Here is a 19,598-nt window from a genome sequence, read left to right on the forward strand (position 1 = left end):
TCGACCGGAGTCGCGGCACTCGTCCGTTTGCCGAGAGGCCGGGGGATATGTCGCTGATGCGGTTTGTGTCGTGGAGTGCCGGGGTAAACCACGGGTGGTCCGTGCGTGCTCGGCCGTTCCAGGCCGCGCGGCGGTGCGCCGGGGCCGCTCCCGTAGGCCCCGTGCCGGCGCGCGGGCGGATCAGGAGAGGTGGCGCTCGATCTCGCTGTCCAGATCGATGTGGTCGGCCTCTTCGCCGGCCGGGACGATCTCGTAGGTGCGGTGCAGGAACTCGGCGAGCGGCGCCACCGGCGCGTCGAACTGGGCCTGGCCGAACGGCGAGGAGAGCGCGATGTTGACGGTGCGCTCGTCGCCGCTCTTGGAGGGCCACACCTGGACGTCGCCCTCGCCGACCGGGCGGACGATGCCGACGGTCAGCAGCTCGCGGGCGAAGATCCACTCGACCGGCTCGTCCTCGCCGGTGTGGAAGGCGACCTTGATCGCGTAGGGGTCGTCAGCGGTGTAGTCGAGCCGCGCGACCAGGGGGACCGAGGTGCGCTCCGGGACCAGGAGCTGCAGGCCCAGCTCGGCGCTGGCAGTGGTGCCGCTACTGTTCATGTTCGCCAAACCTTTTCTCGTCCGGCCCCGCGGCGCGGAACCGTATGCCGTCTCACCCGCTCCAACGCGGCCGTCCGCGATCTATGACGCGATGATCGCGGGACTTTTCGCTACCGGATCGCCAAGGGGTGTCCAAGTACGGCCTCTGCGATCCTCGGTCACTGTAATGAGCTGCGGAAACCAGGAATTTCCGGATCATGTGTGTGCCCCGTCACCCACGCGCGGGGGCTCCGGTGGCCTCGCCGCCGCCCGCCGTTCACATCCCCTTTGCCGAGGGGCTTTCACGTTTTACGCGCCTTTGAACGAGCGGAGCCGGTCCGGTCTGAGACCTCGGTCACACCCTGTGCGGTCCTCCGGGGACGCGGGTTGCACGAGCACCCCGACGGATGCGCTAGAGTTTTCATTGTTCGCCCCGCCGAGCAGGCGGGAAGACACCAGGGCGATTAGCTCAGTTGGCTAGAGCGCGTCGTTCACACCGACGAGGTCACTGGTTCGAGTCCAGTATCGCCCACCTCTCGACAAGGTCGGCTCCGATCAACCGGAGTCGGCTTTTTTCTTTTGGGGTTTCGGCCGGGCCCCGGTGCCGCCGCGGCGCCCCGTCCGGGAGCGGCGCCGTGCACCGTCTGGCCGGAGCGCCCCGCTTTCTCCCCGTCCACCCTCTCGGACCAGCCCGGAAGCCGGAAGGTTCGAGCGGGCCGGGGTGAGCTGCGCGACACCGCCGGACGGCCGGGCCCGCCCATTCAGGGCGCGGTGCGACCGGAAAGAGGCGGTCCGATACGGGGACGCCGGTCCGAGCGGCCCCCGGGGGTCAGCGCCGGCCGGCCTTCTTCCGCCGCCGGCGCTCGCGCCGCCGCCGCTCCGCGGCGAGCGCGGACTCCTTGGCCCGCACCGCGTGCGTCCGGGCCCGGCGGAGCAGCCCGTTCGCCCAGCCGAACTCGCTGGACAGGATCGCCAGGCCGAGAACGATCCCGGCGATCCCCGGTCCGGGGGTGACGCACATGATGAGGCCCACGGTGAGCACGGCACCGCCGACCACGCCGACCACCGTCCGCCAGGTGACGTGGAGGAGCGGATGGGAGCGCATCTTCATCCGCCATATGCGCATGCGGACCCGGATGCGGCGCCAGTACCGCTTGTGCGCGGGCGTGGCTCTGGATCCCGCCGGGTCCGGCTCTTCGGTGCCGGTCAGTGGGGTCTGAGTCATGGTGCACACAATATCGGGCGGATCAAGGTCGGGTATACGGGCGGAAACAGGGACGTCAATCCCCGGTCCGGGCGCGTTCCGGCACCGGCCCCCGGGTCACCGGGGACGGCGCGGCCCGCGGATCCGGCGCGCCGCGTCCGCACCGGCGTCGTGCCCGAAGATCCACTCGCTCTCGGCCCGCTCCAGATCGCCCAGGAGCAGGGGGCGGTCCTCCGGGGCGCCCTCGGCGTGCGGGGTGAACGCGCGCAGCGCCCGGCGCCCCAGCGCGTGGATCCGCTCGGTGCGCTCCCGGCGGGCCTCGGCGTACCCGGCCAGCGCCCGCCCGACGCTGAGCGCGTCGGCGTGTCGGAGGAACTCGGCCAGCACCACCGCGTCCTCCACCGCCTGGTCGGCCCCCTGGGCGAAGTAGGGCAGCATCGGGTGCGCGGCGTCCCCGACGAGGACCACCCGGCCGGTGGTCCAGGGAGGGACCGGGTCGTGCTCGTTCAGCTCCCACAGGCCGACCCACTCGGCCCTGGGGACCTCCGCGAGCAGCCGCGGGTCCCAGCCGGTGAAGGCGCTCCCCAGGGCGGCGATCCGCCCCTCGGTGGTCCACGCCCCGGAACCGGGGGGAGCGATGGGCAGGGTCGCCGAGAAGCTGAGCCGGCCGCCCGACACCGGGTAGTCGGTGAAGTTCCGGTCGCCGCCCACCCAGATCCGGATGCGCGGCTCGGCCTCGGCCTCGGGGCGCCGGTCCGCGGGCACCACCCCGCGGTAGACCGCCTGCCCCGAGGTGCGGTACCGCCCGGGGCGGAGCAGGGCGCGCAGCGAGGAGTGCACGCCGTCGGCGCCGACCGCGACGTCGCCGTGGAACTCCCGGCCGTCGGAGCAGCGCAGCGTCACCTCGTCGCTGTTCTCCAGCACGTCGGTGACGTAGCGCCCGGGGAGCACGGTCCCCTCGGGCACCGCGTCCAGCAGGATGCGGTGCAGGTCGGAGCGGAGCAGGGTGAGCAGCGGGGCGCCGTACCGCTTCTCCGCCTCCCCGCCCAGCGGGGTGCTGTGCAGCAGGCGGCCGTCGTCCCAGCGCAGGATGTCGCGGCGGAGCGGCCGGGAGGAGGCCTCGGCGAGTGCCGGACCCAGGCCCAGGCCGGTGAGCAGGCGGGTCGCGTTGGGGGCGAGGCGGATGCCGGAGCCGACCGGGGAGAAGTCCTGGGCCTGCTCGACGATGACGCACCGGCGCCCCGCCCCGGCCAGCGCCGCGGCCAGGGTCAGCCCGGCGATCCCCGCCCCCACGATCACGATCCGCACGTGCAGCCTCCGTGTCCTCGCCGCGTCCGGCCCCCGCGTTGTGCATACCCGTGTGGCCGAACGGTACCCGGCGGGCGGGGGAGGCCGGGGGCGCTCCGGGAGACCCGCTCACCCGATAGCATCGGTGCAGGGAGGCCCGCCCGCCGCACGGTCCGCCGGAGCGCGGACGCCCGCGGGGCGGTGTCCTCCGGACGATCCCGGAGAAGATTTGAGGAGTCACCGTGTCCGCCCAGCCTGAGCTGCACATCACCGTCGCAGGAACCGAGCGCGCGGTGGCGGCCGGCACTACGGCGGGCCAGGCGCTGGAGGCCGACGGCCGCACGACCGTCGCCGCGAGGGTCAACGGGGAGCTGCGCGACCTGTACCGGGAGCTGGCCGACGGCGACGCCGTGGAGCCGGTCGAGATCGGCTCCGAGGACGGCCGCGCCATCCTGCGCCACTCCACCGCGCACATCCTGGCCCAGGCGGTCCAGGAGCTGTTCCCCGAGGCCAAGCTGGGCATCGGCCCGCCGGTGGAGAACGGCTTCTACTACGACTTCGACGTCACCGAGCCGTTCACCCCCGCCGATCTCAAGGCCATCGAGAAGAAGATGCAGGAGATCGTCAAGCAGGGGCAGCGCTTCCAGCGCCGCGACGTCTCCGACGAGGACGCCCGCGCCGAGCTCGCCACCGAGCCCTACAAGCTGGAGCTGATCGGGCTGAAGGGCGGCGCCTCCGACGCCGAGGGCGCCTCGGTCGAGGTCGGCGCCGGCGGCCTGACCGTCTACGACAACATCCACCCGCGCACCGGCGAGCTGTGCTGGAAGGACCTCTGCCGCGGCCCGCACCTGCCCACCACCAAGGCCGTCCCGGCGTTCAAGCTGATGCGCACCGCCGCGGCCTACTGGCGCGGCAAGGAGACCAACCCGCAGCTGCAGCGGATCTACGGCACCGCCTGGGAGACCAAGGACGCGCTCAAGGAGTACCTGGCGTTCCTGGAGGAGGCGGAGAAGCGCGACCACCGCAGGCTCGGCGCGGAGCTGGACCTGTTCTCCATCCCGGACGAGATCGGCTCCGGGCTGGCGGTCTTCCACCCCAAGGGCGGCGTCGTCCGGCGGGAGATGGAGGAGTACTCGCGCCGGCGGCACGAGGAGGCGGGGTACGAGTTCGTCTACACCCCGCACGCCACCAAGGGGAAGCTGTTCGAGAAGTCGGGCCACCTCGACTGGTACGCGGACGGCATGTACCCGCCCATGCAGCTGGACGGCGGCATCGACTACTACCTCAAGCCGATGAACTGCCCGATGCACAACCTGGTCTTCGGCGCGCGCGGCCGGTCCTACCGGGAGCTGCCGCTGCGCATGTTCGAGTTCGGCACCGTGTACCGGTACGAGAAGTCCGGCGTGGTGCACGGCCTGACCCGGGCCCGCGGCTTCACCCAGGACGACGCGCACATCTACTGCACCAAGGAGCAGATGGCCGATGAGCTCGACTCGCTGCTCACCTTCGTGCTGGACCTGCTCCGCGACTACGGCCTGAACGACTTCTACCTGGAGCTGTCCACCAAGGACCCGGAGAAGTCGATCGGCTCCGACGAGGTGTGGGCCGAGGCCACCGAGACGCTCCGCCAGGCGGCGGAGAAGCAGGGCCTGGAACTGGTCATGGACCCGGGCGGCGCGGCCTTCTACGGGCCGAAGATCTCGGTGCAGGCCCGGGACGCCATCGGCCGCACCTGGCAGATGTCCACCATCCAGGTCGACTTCAACCTGCCGGAGCGCTTCGACCTGGAGTACACCGCCGCGGACGGCACCCGGCAGCGCCCGGTGATGATCCACCGCGCGCTGTTCGGCTCGATCGAGCGGTTCTTCGCGGTGCTGCTGGAGCACTACGCGGGCGCGTTCCCGGCGTGGCTGGCCCCGGTGCAGGCGGTGGGCATCCCGATCGCCGCCGAGCACGTCCCGCACCTGGACGGGGTCGCGCGGCGGCTGCGCGCCGAGGGCATCCGGGTCGAGGTGGACGCCGGCGACGACCGGATGCAGAAGAAGATCCGCAACGCGCAGAAGCAGAAGGTCCCGTTCATGCTGCTGGCCGGGGACGACGACGTGAGCAAGGGCGCCGTCTCCTTCCGGTACCGCGACGGGTCGCAGAACAACGGCGTTCCGATCGACGAGGCCGTGCGCGAGATCGTCGAAGCGGTGCGCGAGAGGAAGTAGCCCCGCACCCGGCTCCGGGCCGGCACCGGCCCCCGCCCGCGTCCCCCTCCGCCCCGCGGAGGGGGACGCGGCGTGTCGCACCGTACGGCGCCGGGGGCGCGCGGAGGGTAGCGTGGGGGGCCGCCCGGCACGGGCCGGGCGGTCCGCGGACCGGAGACGACGGAATGCTTCGAAGAACGACCATCATCACCGCCGTCAAGCGCCTGATCATCGGCCTTTTCACCGCTCAGGCGGCCGCGATCATCGGCCTGATCGGCATCGACCTGTGGCGCAAGCGGGTCCGCCCCAAGCGCGCCCGCTTCCCGCGGACCGCGCCCAAGGAGCTGCCGGTCGGCGAGAACCTCGTCACCACCTACACCTACGGCGAGGACCTGTTCTCCGACATGCTGGACGCGATCCGGGGGGCGCGCCGGCGCATCCTGTTCGAGTCCTACATCGTCAAGGGCGACCAGACCGGGCGCGAGTTCAAGCGCGAGCTGATCGCCGCCGCCGAGCGCGGCGTGGAGGTCCACGTCGTCTACGACGGCTTCGCCAACCTGGTGGTGCCGCGCTCCTTCTTCCGCTTCCCGCCCTCGGTGAACGTGCTGCGCTTCCCGGTGGTGCACCCGGGGGTGCTGCTGCTGGACGTCCGCAAGATCGGCCGGGACCACCGCAAGATCCTCACCGTGGACGGCGAGACCGGCTTCGTCGGCGGCTACAACGTCGGCAAGGCCTACGCCACCGAGTGGCGCGACACCCACCTGGGCATCTCCGGCCCGGCGGTGTGGGAGCTGGAGAACGCCTTCTGCGAGTTCTGGAACCGGCACCGCCGGGCGGGCCAGCCCCGGCTCACCGCGATCGGCGAGGCCCAGTGGACGCCCGCGATCAAGGCCCAGCGCAACGTGCCGGACCTGCTCGTCTACCCGATCCGCGGGATGTACCTGGACGCGATCGACCGGGCCCGGGAGCACATCTACATCACCCAGGCCTACTTCATCCCGGACCGGGAGATCGTCGACGCGCTGGTGGCCGCCGCCCAGCGCGGGGTGGACGTGCGGGTACTGGTGCCGGCCGACTCCAACCACATCGTCGCGGACTGGATGTCGCGCGGGCTGTACGGCGCGCTGCTGCGCGGCGGGGTGACCCTGTGGCGGTTCCGCGGGGCGATGGTGCACGCCAAGACCGCCACCATCGACGGCCGCTGGTCCACCGTGGGCACCGCCAACGTGGACCGGCTCAGCCTCACCGGGAACTACGAGATCAACGTCGAGATCTACGACGACGGCGTCGCCGCCCACCTGGAGGAGGTCTTCGCCAACGACAGCACCAACGCGGTGCCGCTGACCGAGGCCGAGTGGCGCGGCAGGCCGCTGCTGGCCAAGCTCACCGAGCGCATCATCGGGCCGCTCCGGCCGCTGTTCTGAGCCGCCGGCCGCGCGGCCGGCGCGGTTCCGGGCCCTTACGTTCCGCCCAAGCGTTTGTTAGAAAAAGGGGATACCGGGCGGGCCCGGTGCGCGGCCGGTGCGGGACGGGCCCGGCCGCGGCCGGGCCCCCGAGCGCGCGGGCCGACCGGGAGGCGGAATGGGCGGGATCTGCGAGGGCCGGGTGGCGCTGGTGACCGGCGCCGGCCGGGGGCTGGGCCGGGCCCACGCCCTGGAGTTCGCCCGGCAGGGCGCCCGGGTGGTGGTCAACGACGTCGGCGTGGGCCTGGACGGCGCCGGCGGCTCCGCGGCCCCCGCCGAGGAGGTCGCGGCGGAGATCCGCGCGGCCGGCGGCGAGGCGGTCACCGCCACCGGCGACATCGCCACCGCCGCCGGCGCGGCCGAGGCGGTGGACACCGCGCTGCGGGCCTTCGGGCGGCTGGACACCCTGGTGAACAACGCCGGGTTCCTGCGCGACCGGATGCTGGTCAACATCTCCGAGGAGGAGTGGGACGCGGTGCTGCGGGTGCACCTCAAGGGGCACTTCCTGGTGCTGAGGCAGGCCGGCGCGCACTGGCGGGCGGAGGCCAAGGCGGGCCGGACGCCGGTGGCGCGGGTGGTCAACACCTCCTCGGGGGCGGGGCTGCTGGGCAGCGTGGGCCAGGCCAACTACTCCGCGGCCAAGGCGGGGATCATCGGACTCACCCTGGTCGCCGCGGCCGAACTGGGCCGGTACGGGGCGGCGGTGAACGCGATCGCCCCGGCGGCGCGCACCCGGATGACCGAGGGGGCGTTCGCGGCGGAGATGGCCCGCCCCGGCGGCGGCGCGTTCGACGCCATGGACCCGGCCAACGTCTCGCCCCTGGTGGTCTGGCTGGGCTCGGCGGAGTGCACGGGGGTCACCGGCAGGGTCTTCGAGGCCGAGGGCGGCCGGATCTGCCTGATGGACGGCTTCCGGCACGGACCCGCCGCCGACCGCGGGGCCCGCTGGGACCCGGCCGACGTCGGCGCCGCCGTGCGCGGCCTGATCCGCGACGCCCCGGAACCCGAACCGGCCTACGGGGCCTGAGCCGGCCCTCCTCTCCGATGGTCTTGACGTTGCGGGGGTATTCCGAGCGCTCGGAATACCCCCGCAACGTCAAGACCATCGCCCGGGGCGGGACACGCGTACACCTTCCCGTCGCCGGATTCCTCACCTCCCGTCCGGAAGAAGTACCCTCGCGTCACCGACGCGTGATGCCATTGCGCCTTCGACCGCCGGGCCCGCACCCCGGTCGCGGCGGAACGATCCCGAAACGGAAGAACCGAGCGATGCCGAAGAAGACGACCGCCTCGTTGAACGCGAACCGCTCCTCGCTGCCGCACAAGGTGCGCTACGCGCTGCGCAACCCCGGGAGGATCCTGCCCTACGTGCAGCGCTCCGCACGGGACCTGAGGTTCCGCCTCCTCCACCGGGACCACGTCTCCTACTACCGGGCGGTGATGGCCTCCGACGCGGCGCGGGACCCCAAGGCGGCGGTCGGCAGCCGGAACGAGAAGCGGTGGCTCGCGCTCGGCAAGATGCAGTTCGACTACCTGGTCGAGCACGGGCTCAAACCGGACCAGCGGATGCTCGACATCGGCTGCGGCAACCTGCGGGCCGGCTGGCGCTTCATCGACTACCTGGACGAGGGCAACTACTACGGCATCGACATCTCCCCGGACATCCTGATCGCCGCCAAGAAGGTGCTGGCCGAGCGCGGCCTGCAGGAGAAGCTGCCGCACCTGACCATCACCCAGGACCTCACCTTCGACTTCCTGCCGGACGGCCGGTTCGACGTGGTGCACGCGCACAGCGTCTTCTCGCACTCGCCCATCGAGGTCATCGACGAGTGCCTGGCGCACGTGGGCCGGATCCTGGCCCCCGGCGGCTTCTTCGACTTCACCTTCGACCGGACCGAGGGCGCCGAGCACCAGGTGCTGCGCGAGGACTTCTACTACCGGACCGGGACGCTCATCGCCCTCGCCGAGAAGCACGGCCTGCAGGCGCGGTTCATGGACGACTGGGAGAAGCGCCCGCACGGCCAGTCCAAGATCCGGGTCACCGCGGGGCCGTGACGCCCCCGCCGCGCCGGCCGCCGCCCGGCCCGGAGCCCGCCGCAGGCGGGCGCGGGCCCCGGAGGGCCGGGCGGGCACTGTTCCGGCGCGGCGGACCCCGGTAGCCTGAGCGGCCGTTCGGAGAACGTCGGCGGCGGGGCGCCGGGCACCACCGGCGCCCCGCTTCGGTGCGGGAGGCGGCTGTGCGGGATGTGACGGTCTGGACCGGGGGAACCGTGTGGACCGGCGAGGGGGACGCCGGCGCGCTCGCCGCGGCGCAGGGGCGGATCGTCGCCGCCGGCGCCGAGGCCGAAGCGCTCGCCGGGACGGCCGCCGACGTCGTCGACCTGGACGGCGGCCTGCTCATGCCGGCCTTCGGCGACGGCCACGCCCACCCGCTCTTCGGCGGGCTGGAGGCGCAGGGCCCGCCCGTCCGCGACCTGGCCGACCCGGAGCGGGTGGCGGCCGCCGTGGGCCGCTGGGCCGCCGAGAACCCCGGGGCCGAGTGGATCGTCGGCGGCAGCTACGACCCCGCGATCGCGCCGCGCGGCGAGTTCGACGCCCGGGTGCTCGACGCCGCCGTGCCCGACCGCCCGGTCGTGCTGCACGCCTACGACTACCACACCGTCTGGGTCAACTCCGAGGCGCTGCGCCGGGCCGGCATCACCGCCGGCACCCCCGACCCCGGCGACGGCGCCATCGTCCGCCGCGCCGACGGCACCCCCATGGGCACGCTGCGCGAATGGGGCGCCGTCGACCTGGTCCTGGACCTGGTCCCGGAGGAGGCCGCCGGCGACCGGGTGCGCGCCCTCGCCGACGCCGGGCGGCGCTACCTGCGCTCGGGCATCACCTGGTACCAGGACGCCTGGGTCGACCCGGCCACGGTCGGCGCCTACCTGGAGGCCGCCCGGCGCGGCTCCCTGCTCACCCGGGCCGACCTGGCCCTGCGCGCCGACCCCGGCGAGTGGCGCGACCAGCTGTCCGCCTTCCCGGAGCTGCGCGAGGAGGTCCGCGCCGAACCCGCCGCGGCCGGGCTGCTCACCGCGCGCACCGTCAAGTTCTTCGCCGACGGGGTGATCGAGGGCGGCACGGCCGCCCTGCTGGAGCCCTACACCGACCGCCCGCACTCGCACGGCATGCCGGTGTGGCCCGGGGCGGCGCTGGCCGAGGCGGTGGCCGCCTTCGACCGGCTCGGCTTCGAGGTGCACGTCCATGCCATCGGCGACGCCGGCGTCCGCAACGCCCTGGACGCGCTGGAGCGGACGGCCCGCACCAACCCGCCCCGGCCGCGCCGCCCGGTCATCGCGCACACCCAGCTCGTCGACCCGGCCGACCTGGAGCGGTTCGCCCGGGTCGGGGCGGTCGCCAACTTCGAGCCGTACTGGGCCCAGCTCGACCCGCTCCAGGTCGACCTGACCATCCCGCGCCTGGGCGAGGGCCGCGCCGCGCTGCAGTACCCGATGGCGACCCTGCTCCGCGGCGGCACCCGGCTGAGCTTCGGCAGCGACTGGCCGGTCAGCACCGAGCGCCCGCTGGACGGGATCCAGGTGGCGGTCACCCGCCGCACCTTCGCGGGCGACCCCGCCGGGGGCTGGATCCCCGAGGAGCGGCTCACCGCGGAGCAGGCCCTCACCGCCTACACCACCGGCACCGCCTACCAGGCCGGTGCCGAGCACCGCCGCGGCACCCTCCGCCCCGGCGCCGACGCCGACCTGGTCTGGCTGGACCGCGACCCGCGCGCCGTCGACCCGATGGAGATCGCCTCGATCACCGAACGCGGCACCTGGCTGGCCGGCCGGCGCGCGGCCTGACCCTCACGCGGCGGTGCGGGGCGGCGCCCGGCAGGGGCGGAGCAGGGGAAAACGGGTTGCCGCTCCTCCTCCCGCTCCGGCAATCTGGGCGGAAACGGACACAGCGCCCCTGCGCGCGCGTCCCCCGACACCGAAGGAGCCGTTGCGTGCAGGCAGCCGTCGCCGTGACCCCCGCCCGCGTCCCCGAGCTGCTGCTCGGGCTGGCCACCGTCCGCCCCGTCTTCCTCTGGGGCGCGCCCGGGATCGGGAAGTCGTCGCTGGTGCGGCGGTTCGCGGAGTCACTGGGGCTGGAGTGCGTGAGCCTGCTGGGCACCCAGCTCGCCCCCGAGGACCTCATCGGGGTGCCGCAGATCCGCGACGGCCGGTCGGTGTTCTGCCCGCCGGAGGCCATCGCCCGGGACGAGCCGTACTGCCTCTTCCTGGACGAGCTCAACGCCGCCTCCCCGGACGTGCAGAAGGCGTTCTACTCGCTCATCCTGGACCGCCGCATCGGCGGCTACGAACTCCCCGCGGGCAGCATCGTGATCGGCGCGGGCAACCGCGCCACCGACAACGCGCTCGCCCGGCCCATCGCGTCCGCGCTGGTCAACCGGCTCACCCACGTGCACCTGCAGGCGTCGGCCACCGACTGGCTCGCCTGGGCCGCCGACAGCGGCATCCACCCCTGGGTCACCGACTACATCACCGACCGGCCCGACCACCTCTGGTCGGCGCCGCCCAAGACCGAGGAGCCGTTCTCCACGCCGCGCTCCTGGCACATGCTCTCCGACGCGCTGCACTCCTTCGGTTCCGACGTGGACGAGGAGACCCTCGCCGTCATCGCGCACGGCACCCTCACCCCGGCGCACGCCACCGCCTTCTGCGGCTACGCCAAGGTGGTGCGCAGCCGGTACGGCCTGGAGGCCGTCATCAAGGGCGACGCCCGCTGGCCGCACCGCCCCGAGGACCGCGACCTGCTCTACTTCCTCGCCGACGCGTTCCGCGGCCGCCTGGTCAAGGAGCTCCCCGCGAACAAGGAGCACGCCTCCCCGGCGGTGCGCCAGACCGTGCACCGCTCCAAGGCGCTGCTGGTCCAGCTCGCCGAGGTCTCGGTGGAGGTGGCGCGCTCGGTCATCGCCGACGGCCCCGACGGCGAACCGGTGCTGCCCTCCTGGTTCCTGGTCGAGGCGGCCCGGGACATGCCCCGGCTGGTCGAGGCGCGCCGGTGAGCCGGGGCGGTAGGCGCGGCAAGGGCGGGCGCCCCGACCCGGCCCGGGAGGCCTTCCGGGCCGGGGCCGCCGCCGCCGCGGCCCACCCGGTGCTCTCCGCCATCGAGGTGGCCTACTGCGAGACGGGCTGCACGCACGTCGCGCCGGGCGGGATGGCCGCGGTCGACTCCAACGGCGTCGTGCACGTGAACGCCTCCCGGCGGGCCGAGCCGGCCGAGTGGACGTGGGCCATCGCGCACTGCGTGCTCCACCTGGGCTTCGGCCACGTGCCCGCGGCCACCGGGGAACCGGAGCAGCCGGACGCCGCTCTGGCCGCGGCCAGGTGCGCCGCGGTCGCCCGGTTCCAGTCCACCCTCGGCGGGACCGGGACCCCGCCCGCCCACGTCCCGCTCGACTTCCCCGGATCCGACGAGGAGGCCCTCGCCGAGCGGTGGCGCCGCGACGGCGTCCCCGAGGAGTACGCCCGCTGCGGCCCCGGCGGGGCCGGCCCCGACCACCGGCCGCTCCGCTGGCTGGGCCACCGGCAGCGGCCGGACTGGCAGCGGGCGTTCGCGCACGGGCTGACCCGGACCATGTCCGCGGCGATGGAGCAGGCCGGCGGCAGGCCCCTGGGACCGGACGGCCGCATCCGGGACCGGCGCCCCTGGGAGCGGGCGATGGACTGGTTCATCTCCTCCTACCCGCTGCTCGGCGGCATCGCCGCCGGGATGGAGCTGGTCGCCGACGCCGACCTGGCCCGGGCGCACGGCATCGCGATCGCCGCGGTGGACGCCTCGGCCGGCGAGATCTACCTCAACCCGTTCGCCTCGCACACCGACGAGGAGTGGCGGTTCATCCTCGCCCACGAGATGCTGCACGCCGCGCTCCGCCACGGGGACCGGCGCGGCCCGCGCGATCCCTACCTGTTCAACGTCGCCGCCGACTACGTGGTCAACGGGTGGCTGCGCGAGATGGAGGTGGGCGCCATGCCGCACGGGGTGCTGCACGACCCGCGGCTGGCCGGCCTCTCCGCGGAGGAGGTCTACGACCGCATCGCCGCGGACGCGCGCCGGATCCGCCGGCTGTCCACCCTGCGCGGCAAAGGGGCCGGCGACGTCCTCGGCGAGCCCCTGCCCCGGCCGCCCAAGGACTACGTCGACCTGGACGAGTTCTACCGGCGCGGCCTGGTCCGCGGCCTGGAGCTGCACGACCGCGGCGAGCGCGGGCTGCTCCCGGCCGGCCTGGTGGAGGAGATCCGGGCGCTGGCCCACCCGCCGCCGCCCTGGGACGTCCGGCTGGCCCGCTGGTTCGACGAGTTCGTGCCCCGCCCGCAGGCGGTCCGCTCCTACGCGCGCCCGTCCCGCCGCCAGGCGTCCACCCCGGGCATTCCGCGGGCCGGCCGGTACTTCCCGCCGGAGGAGGTGGAGCGGTGCACCTTCGGGGTGGTGCTGGACACCTCCGGGTCGATGGACGCCCGGCTGCTCGGCAAGGCGCTGGGCGCCATCGCCTCCTACGCCGAGGCCCGCGACGTCCCCGCCGCCCGGGTGGTCTTCTGCGACGCCGCCCCCTACGACGCCGGCTACCTCGCCCCCGCCGAGGTCGCCGACCGGGTGCGGGTCCGCGGCCGCGGCGGAACGGTGCTCCAGCCCGGCATCGACCTGCTGCACCGCGCCGACGACTTCCCGCACACGGCGCCGCTGCTGGTCATCACCGACGGCTGGTGCGACACCCTGCGCGTCCGCCGCGAGCACGCCTACCTCCTGCCGCGCGGCGGCCGGCTCCCGTTCCGCCCCGCCGGCCCGGTCTTCGAGGTCCACTGACCCCGGCCCCGGGAGGGAGGCCGCCACCGGCGGGTGCTCGAATGGGGCCATGATCGTTCGAGACATGCTCCCGGAGGAGGCCGCCGAGGTCGGAGAGCTGCGGGTCGCCGCGTACCGGGCCGAGGACCTGCTCTCCGTGCACCCGCCCTACACCGAGGTGCTGCGCCGCCTCGGATCGGGCGGCAAGGGTGAGATCCTGGTGGCCGCCCACGCCGCCGGGGACGCCTCCGACGTCGACGCCGCCGCCGATCCCGGTGGCGGGCCCGGAACGGCGCCCGCGCTGCTCGGCACCGTCATGATCGAGCCCTGGACGCCGAACAGCGAGGTCGCCCGCGGAGCGCACGAGACGGAGGTCCGCGCCCTGGCGGTCGCCCCGCAGGCCCGCGGCCGCGGCGTGGCACGGGCCCTGATGGCCGAGGTGGAGCGGCGCGCCGCCGCCCGCGGCGCCGACCGGATCGTCCTCTCCACCCAGCCCGCCATGGCGGCGGCCCAGCGCCTCTACACCTCCCGCGGCTTCACCCGCCTCCCGGACCGCGACTGGAGTCCGATCCCCGGCTTCACCCTGCTCGCCTACGGCAAGGACCTCTGACCGCCCCGGAGCGGAGTCCCGGGGCGGCCGGAGCCGGGTGGATCAGTCGAACAGTTCGTCCACAGCGGCGACGGTGGCGGCCTTGCGGATCCAGGTCTCCAGGGTTCCGCGGTCGGTGCAGGAGGTGATGCGTTCGCGCGCCTGCTCGCTGACGGGGATGCCGCGCGCCTTGAGGAATTCGATGATGGCGAGTGCTTCGCCTTTGGTCAGGCCTTCGGAGAGGCCTTTTCCGTGGTGCCTGCGGGCGAATTCGGTCTTGAGGGCGCTTCCGCTCTCTGCCATCAGTGCCTCCCAGTGGATTCGGGCCGCCGCTGAGAACTCGGCGACCACGTGGTCATGATAAAGGGCGAAGCGGTCGTCGGACACGGAGCGCAGCGCCTCGGCGAATGCCCGGAGAGTCTTCTCTTGCTCGGAGCCGTGTGCGAGGGCCGACAGCGCGGCCAGTTCCGGGTCGGCGCGGGCGTCCTCGGCCGAAGTGACGACCGGTATCTCGGCGGGGCCGAGGACGATGGGGTGCAGCACCCGGTCCGGGTGCCCGATGTCGATCGGATCGCGGGCCCAGCAGGCGGTCCGCTCGCTCCAGCAGACCACCAGGAGCAGCGCCGGGCATTCCAGCCGGGCCCGCACCGTGGCGAGGTAGACCGGCCAGCTGAACCGCTTGCGCTCGTCCCGGCCGCGCTGGACCTCCACCACGATGCCGAACCGGTTCCTCCCGGAGCCGTCGGTGAGGGCGACCACGGTGTCGGCCCGGTACTCCTTCGGCTGGAGGTCGTTGCAGTCGGTGGGGGCGGCTCTGGCGGAGGCGTACTCCGGCAGCAGGTGGTCGAATACGGATTCGAGGAGGAAGGGGGCGAGTTCCGGCCGGTTCCGAAAGAACTCGGTCCGGATCTCGTGCTCGGGGCTGGGCATGTCGGGACGGTAGCGGCGGTGCCGTGGCGAAGCCGTCGGAAGTGGAGAAGAACCGGGAAATCCGCCTCTGCTGGAATTCCAGGACGCGGGCGGGTCAGCCGGCCGCCAGGTGTTCGGCGGTGGAGACGGTGCGGGCGATCTCGGCGGCGACCAGGTGCGGGGCGTCGGCCATCGGGATGTGGCCGCAGCCGAGCAGGGTGACCAGGCGGGCGTGCGGGATGCGGCGCAGGGCGCGCGGCGCCCCCGACGGCGGCAGGAGCCGGTCCCGGTCGCCCCAGGCGATGGTCACCGGGCAGGGGACCGGGGAGGCGAACCGGTAGGAGGCGATCCGCGGGACCAGGCGGACGAACGGGGAGTCCGCGCCGACCAGGGTCGCGTCGAAGGCGAGGTGCGCGGCGGCGGGGGAGGCCGGGTCGCCGCGCAGCACCCGGCGGGCGATCGCGCGGGCCGGCGGGCTGGTCGCGGCGGCCACCCGGACCGGCTCGGGGACCCGGCCGGCCGCGCGGGCACCCGCGGCCAGCAGCCGCAGCCCCGCGTGCGTGGCGGCCGGGGCGAACCCGGCGGGGGAGAAGGCGGTGACCGAGGCGGCGAACCCGCGCGCGCCCAGCTCCAGCGCGAGCGCTCCGCCCAACGAGTTCCCGGCCAGGTGCGGCCGCTCCAGGCCGAGCTCGGAGCACATCCGCTGCACCGTGTCGGCCAGCGAGGCGACGTCGTAGCGGGCGCCGGGCGGCGGGGCGTCGGAGGCGCCGAAGCCGGGCAGGTCCGGGGCGAGCAGGCGGTGCGCGCCGGCCAGCTCCCGCATCACCGGGTACCAGGTCTGCCGCCGGTGGCCCAGGCCGTGCAGCAGCACCACCGGGGTGCCCGAGCCGGCGAGGTCGTAGACGACGGCCCCGCGGCCCTCCGGTGCGGGGGCGGACCCCCTTCTCCGCCGCCGGCGGCGGGTCGGCACGGGCGCGCTCACCTCGGTCCTCCTCAGGGGTCGCGGTCCGGGCGGAAGGGCGGCGGCGCGGGCGCCCCGCCGGGTACGGCCCGGTCGGGACAACGGTACCGGCCGCCCGGGAGGCGTCCGCGCCCGGAGGCGCCTCGCCGGAGCGGTCGACGGGAGGGGCGTCCGGCCCGGCGCCGCATCGATGCCGGGCCGGGCCGGGGCGGGTCAGGCGGGGAGGCCCAGTTCCCGGGCGATGAGCATCTTCTGCACCTCGGAGGTGCCCTCGCCGATCTCCAGGATCTTGGCGTCCCGGTAGAACCGGCCGACCGGGTACTCGTTCATGAACCCGTAGCCGCCGAAGACCTGGGTGGCGTCCCGGCTGTTGTCCATGGCGGCGTTGGACGCCACCAGCTTGGCGATGGCCGCCTCCTTCTTGAACGGCTCCCCGGCCAGCATCCGGGCGGCCGCGTCGTAGTAGGCCAGCCGGGCGGTGTGCGTGCGGGCCTCCATCTCCGCGATCTTGAACTGGATGGCCTGGTAGCCGCCGATCGCGGAGCCGAACGCCTCGCGCTCGGCGGCGTAGCGCAGGCTCTCGTCCACGCAGCCCTGGGCCAGGCCGACGGAGAGCGCGGCGATGGCGATCCGGCCCTCGTCCAGGATGCGCAGGAACTGGGCGTAGCCGCGGCCGCGCTCGCCGACCAGGTTGGCCTCGGGCACCCGGACGCCGTCGAAGGCGAGCTCGCGGGTGTCCGAGGCGTTCCAGCCGACCTTGGAGTACTTCCTGCCGACGGTGAAGCCGGGGGTGCCGGAGGGGATGAGGATCGCGGAGATCTCCGGGCGGCCGTCCGGCCGCTCCCCGGTCACCGCGGTCACCGTCACCAGCGCGGTGATGTCGGTCCCGGAGTTGGTGATGAAGCACTTCGACCCGTTCACCACCCACTCGCCGCCCTCCAGCCGGGCGGTGGTCCGGGTGGCGCCCGCGTCGGAGCCGCCGCCCGGCTCGGTCAGGCCGAAGGCGCCCAGCGCCTCGCCCGAGCAGAGCCGGGGCAGCCAGGTCTTCTTCTGCTGCTCCGAACCGAACCGGTGGATCGGCATGGCGCCCAGAGACACCCCGGCCTCCAGGGTGATCGCCACCGAGGAGTCGACCCGGGCCAGCTCCTCCAGGGCCAGGCAGAGCGCGAAGTAGTCGCCGCCCATGCCGCCGTGCTCCTCCGGGAACGGCAGCCCGAACAGGCCCATCCGGCCCATCTTGGCGACGATGTCGTAGGGGAACTCCCCGCGCTCGTAGAGGTCGCCGATGACCGGCGCCACCTCCTCGCGGGCGAACGCCTCGACGGTGGCCCGCAGCTCCTCGTGCTCGGCGGACAGGGCGGTGGGTCGGGTCATCGCGGTCATTCCTGCTCCTCGGCGGGTTCGTCCGGTGCGGGCTGGTCGGGGGCGGCGGGTCCGGCGCCGCCCGGCGGGGCCGGGGCGGGGCCGTCCGCGCCGGCGGGGGCGATGGTGGCCAGGACCGCGTCCATGGCCACCGCGTCTCCGGGGCGCACCGCCAGGTGGGCGACGGTCCCGTCGACGGGGGAGGCGACCGAGTGCTCCATCTTCATCGCCTCGACGACGACGACCGGCGCCCCGGCCCGGACCTCGTCGCCGACCGCGACCGGCACCGCGAGCACGGTCCCGGGCATCGGGCTGCGCAGCGGCCCGTCGTCGGCGGCGGCCGGGTCGCGCATCGGCGCCACCGAGGGGGCGTCGGAGAACGACCAGGCCGCGCCGGCGCGGCCGAGCCACAGCTCGCCGTCGCGGGCGGCCCGGGCGTACCGCTCGGTGCGCCCGGCCAGGGCCACGGTCAGGGTGCGGCCGTCGGCGGAGCGCGACGCGGCGGCCTCGGCCGGCTCCGCGCCCGCGACCCGCACCCGGTAGCGGCGGGCGCCGCCGCCGGCCGCACCGGGTTCGGCGGGGCCGATCCGGTGCACGTCCACCGCGACCGGGTCCCGGCCCGGCGCCCGCAGCCGCCAGGTGGTCCACTCCCGGCCGCCGACCCGCCACCCGCTGGGCACCTCGAACGGGTCGGCCCCGGCGCCCTCCGGCTCCAGGCCCAGCTGGTGGTCGAGGGCGGCCGCGGCGTACACCTCCTCGGGGACCGCGCGCTCGGGGGAGGGCACCAGCTCGGGCCGGACCTGCTCGGTCAGGTCGGTGCTCAGGTCGCCGGCGGCGACCGCCGGGTGCGCCAGCAGCCGGCGCAGGAACGCGACGTTGGTGCCGCAGCCGAGCAGGGTGTAGCCGGCCAGCGCGGCCGAGGCGCGGTGCAGCGCGGAGGCCCGGTCCGGCGCCCAGGCGACCACCTTGGCGAGCATCGGGTCGTAGGCGGAGGTGACCTCGGTGCCCTCGTCCAGCCCGGAGTCGACCCGGACGTGCTCGCCGGCCGGCTCGTCCAGGCGCAGCACGGTCCCGCCGGTGGGCAGGAATTCGCGGGCGGGGTCCTCGGCGTAGACCCGGCACTCCACCGCGTGCCCGGACAGCCCCACGTCGGCCTGGTCGAACGGCAGCGGCTCGCCCTGCGCCACCCGCAGCTGGAGCTCGACCAGGTCGATGCCGCGCCGCCCGCGGATCGCGACGGCCTCCTCGGTGACCGGGTGCTCGACCTGGAGCCGGGTGTTCATCTCCAGGAACGCGTACTCCGGGGCGGAGCCGCCGGGCCCGCCCTGCACGATGAACTCCACCGTGCCCGCGCCCACGTACCCGCAGGCCTTGGCGGCGGCGACCGCGGCCTCGCCCATCGCGGCGCGCAGCGCGGGGTCGACCAGCGGGGACGGCGCCTCCTCCACGATCTTCTGGTGCCGGCGCTGCAGGCTGCACTCGCGCTCGCCCAGGTGCAGCACGGTGCCGTGGCCGTCCGCCAGGACCTGCACCTCGATGTGGCGGGGCCGCTCGACGTACCGCTCGACCAGCAGCGTCGCGTCGCCGAAGGCGGCCAGGGCCTCGCGGCGCGCGGCCGCGGCGGCGGCGGCCAGCTCCTCGGGGGCGCGGACCAGCCGCATGCCCTTGCCGCCGCCGCCCGCCGACGGCTTGATCAGCAGCGGGTACCCGGCCCGCTCGGCGGCCGCGGCCAGTTCGGCGTCGCCCAGCGGCGCGCCGGGCTCCTCGGCGAAGCCGGGCAGCAGCGGCACCCCGGCCGCGGCGACCGCGGCCTTGGCGCGGATCTTGTCGCCCATGGCCTCGATGGCCTCCGGCGGCGGGCCGACGAACACCAGGCCCGCGGCGGCGCACTCGCGGGCGAACCCGGCGTTCTCGGAGAGGAACCCGTAGCCGGGGTGGACCATGGCGGCGCCGGCGGCGCGCGCGGCGCGGACGATCGCCGGCCCGTTCAGGTAGCTGTCGGCCAGCGCTGCGCCGCCGAGGCGGACGGCGGTGTCGGCCTCCCGGACGTGCCGGGCGCCGGCGTCGCCGTCGCCGTGGACCGCCACCGACCGCATGCCGAGCCGACGCAGCGTGCGCATGATCCGCACCGCGATCTCGCCCCGGTTGGCGACCAGCACCGCGGGGGGCTCGCCGGGGCGGCAGCCGGTGGCCTGCTCTCGGGGGCCCGTCGTCGTCATCGTCA

General features: G+C 74.7%; 15 protein-coding genes and 1 tRNA gene. 9 read left to right on the plus strand and 7 right to left on the minus strand.

Going from position 1 to position 19,598, the window contains the following annotated elements; all coding sequences use genetic code 11:
• Positions 1–180 precede the first annotated feature (180 nt).
• On the minus strand, positions 181–597 hold the full coding sequence (locus D459_RS0100110; RefSeq protein ID WP_017590943.1) for an SsgA family sporulation/cell division regulator: 417 nt from the start codon (positions 595–597) through the stop codon (positions 181–183).
• A 437-nt stretch (positions 598–1,034) separates the two neighbouring features.
• On the opposite strand from D459_RS0100110, the gene D459_RS0100115 reads away from it, so the two are divergent.
• Positions 1,035–1,108 (plus strand) — tRNA-Val (locus D459_RS0100115).
• 297 nt (positions 1,109–1,405) lie between these two features.
• Here D459_RS0100115 and D459_RS0100120 read toward each other — a convergent pair.
• Both D459_RS0100120 and D459_RS0100130 read right to left on the minus strand, forming a co-directional pair.
• The gene (locus D459_RS0100120; RefSeq protein WP_241484935.1) at positions 1,406–1,801 is read right to left on the minus strand and encodes a PGPGW domain-containing protein; all 396 of its coding nucleotides are present in this window, start codon (positions 1,799–1,801) and stop codon (positions 1,406–1,408) included.
• A gap of 96 nt (positions 1,802–1,897) precedes the next feature.
• Positions 1,898–3,088, minus strand: coding sequence for an FAD-dependent monooxygenase (locus D459_RS0100130; RefSeq protein WP_017590946.1), 1,191 nt, complete (start codon positions 3,086–3,088; stop codon positions 1,898–1,900).
• Between the two features lie 221 nt (positions 3,089–3,309).
• On the opposite strand from D459_RS0100130, the gene thrS reads away from it, so the two are divergent.
• The 8 genes from thrS (at position 3,310) to D459_RS0100170 (ending at position 14,163) form a co-directional block, all read left to right on the plus strand.
• A complete protein-coding gene (gene thrS, locus D459_RS0100135) occupies positions 3,310–5,280 on the plus strand; it encodes a threonine--tRNA ligase (protein ID WP_017590947.1) in 1,971 nt (656 codons plus the stop codon).
• Between the two features lie 164 nt (positions 5,281–5,444).
• Positions 5,445–6,683 (plus strand): phospholipase D-like domain-containing protein, encoded by a 1,239-nt coding sequence (locus tag D459_RS0100140; RefSeq protein ID WP_017590948.1) that lies wholly within the window; start codon positions 5,445–5,447, stop codon positions 6,681–6,683.
• Between the two features lie 157 nt (positions 6,684–6,840).
• Positions 6,841–7,749: an SDR family oxidoreductase gene (locus tag D459_RS0100145; protein ID WP_017590949.1), complete on the plus strand. Its 909-nt coding sequence runs from the start codon at positions 6,841–6,843 to the stop codon at positions 7,747–7,749.
• Positions 7,750–7,991: 242 nt separating this feature from the next.
• Positions 7,992–8,777, plus strand: coding sequence for a class I SAM-dependent methyltransferase (locus tag D459_RS0100150; RefSeq protein ID WP_017590950.1), 786 nt, complete (start codon positions 7,992–7,994; stop codon positions 8,775–8,777).
• A gap of 182 nt (positions 8,778–8,959) precedes the next feature.
• The gene (locus D459_RS0100155; RefSeq protein ID WP_152522863.1) at positions 8,960–10,567 is read left to right on the plus strand and encodes an amidohydrolase; all 1,608 of its coding nucleotides are present in this window, start codon (positions 8,960–8,962) and stop codon (positions 10,565–10,567) included.
• A gap of 146 nt (positions 10,568–10,713) precedes the next feature.
• Positions 10,714–11,775, plus strand: a complete 1,062-nt coding sequence (locus D459_RS0100160) for an ATP-binding protein (protein WP_017590952.1) — start codon at positions 10,714–10,716, stop codon at positions 11,773–11,775.
• Entirely contained in the window at positions 11,772–13,574 is a 1,803-nt protein-coding gene (locus D459_RS0100165) for a vWA domain-containing protein (protein WP_017590953.1), read from the plus strand. Before D459_RS0100160 ends, D459_RS0100165 begins: the two co-directional genes overlap by 4 nt.
• A 49-nt stretch (positions 13,575–13,623) precedes the next feature.
• Positions 13,624–14,163: a GNAT family N-acetyltransferase gene (locus D459_RS0100170; RefSeq protein ID WP_026119918.1), complete on the plus strand. Its 540-nt coding sequence runs from the start codon at positions 13,624–13,626 to the stop codon at positions 14,161–14,163.
• A gap of 42 nt (positions 14,164–14,205) precedes the next feature.
• On the opposite strand, the gene D459_RS0100175 is transcribed toward D459_RS0100170, so the two are convergent.
• The 4 genes from D459_RS0100175 to D459_RS0100190 all read right to left on the minus strand — a co-directional run bounded on the left by D459_RS0100175 (position 14,206) and on the right by D459_RS0100190 (position 19,593).
• A complete protein-coding gene (locus tag D459_RS0100175) occupies positions 14,206–15,072 on the minus strand; it encodes a hypothetical protein (protein ID WP_017590955.1) in 867 nt (288 codons plus the stop codon).
• Positions 15,073–15,166: 94 nt separating this feature from the next.
• The gene (locus tag D459_RS0100180; protein ID WP_017590956.1) at positions 15,167–16,033 is read right to left on the minus strand and encodes an alpha/beta fold hydrolase; all 867 of its coding nucleotides are present in this window, start codon (positions 16,031–16,033) and stop codon (positions 15,167–15,169) included.
• Between the two features lie 192 nt (positions 16,034–16,225).
• The gene (locus D459_RS0100185) at positions 16,226–17,395 is read right to left on the minus strand and encodes an acyl-CoA dehydrogenase family protein (protein WP_017590957.1); all 1,170 of its coding nucleotides are present in this window, start codon (positions 17,393–17,395) and stop codon (positions 16,226–16,228) included.
• Entirely contained in the window at positions 17,392–19,593 is a 2,202-nt protein-coding gene (locus tag D459_RS0100190) for an acetyl/propionyl/methylcrotonyl-CoA carboxylase subunit alpha (RefSeq protein WP_017590958.1), read from the minus strand. Before D459_RS0100190 ends, D459_RS0100185 begins: the two co-directional genes overlap by 4 nt.
• Positions 19,594–19,598 lie beyond the last annotated feature (5 nt).

Source organism: Nocardiopsis potens DSM 45234 (assembly GCF_000341105.1).
Taxonomy (GTDB): domain Bacteria; phylum Actinomycetota; class Actinomycetes; order Streptosporangiales; family Streptosporangiaceae; genus Nocardiopsis_A; species Nocardiopsis_A potens.

Coding starts and splice junctions, on each gene's coding strand:
- D459_RS0100110 (WP_017590943.1), bottom strand. CDS start 597: ATGAACAGTAGCGGCACCACTGCCAGCGCCGAGCTGGGCCTGCAGCTC.
- D459_RS0100120 (WP_241484935.1), bottom strand. CDS start 1,801: ATGACTCAGACCCCACTGACCGGCACCGAAGAGCCGGACCCGGCGGGA.
- D459_RS0100190 (WP_017590958.1), bottom strand. CDS start 19,593: ATGACGACGACGGGCCCCCGAGAGCAGGCCACCGGCTGCCGCCCCGGC.
- D459_RS0100150 (WP_017590950.1), top strand. CDS start 7,992: ATGCCGAAGAAGACGACCGCCTCGTTGAACGCGAACCGCTCCTCGCTG.
- D459_RS0100185 (WP_017590957.1), bottom strand. CDS start 17,395: ATGACCGCGATGACCCGACCCACCGCCCTGTCCGCCGAGCACGAGGAG.
- D459_RS0100175 (WP_017590955.1), bottom strand. CDS start 15,072: ATGCCCAGCCCCGAGCACGAGATCCGGACCGAGTTCTTTCGGAACCGG.
- D459_RS0100170 (WP_026119918.1), top strand. CDS start 13,624: ATGATCGTTCGAGACATGCTCCCGGAGGAGGCCGCCGAGGTCGGAGAG.
- D459_RS0100145 (WP_017590949.1), top strand. CDS start 6,841: ATGGGCGGGATCTGCGAGGGCCGGGTGGCGCTGGTGACCGGCGCCGGC.
- D459_RS0100140 (WP_017590948.1), top strand. CDS start 5,445: ATGCTTCGAAGAACGACCATCATCACCGCCGTCAAGCGCCTGATCATC.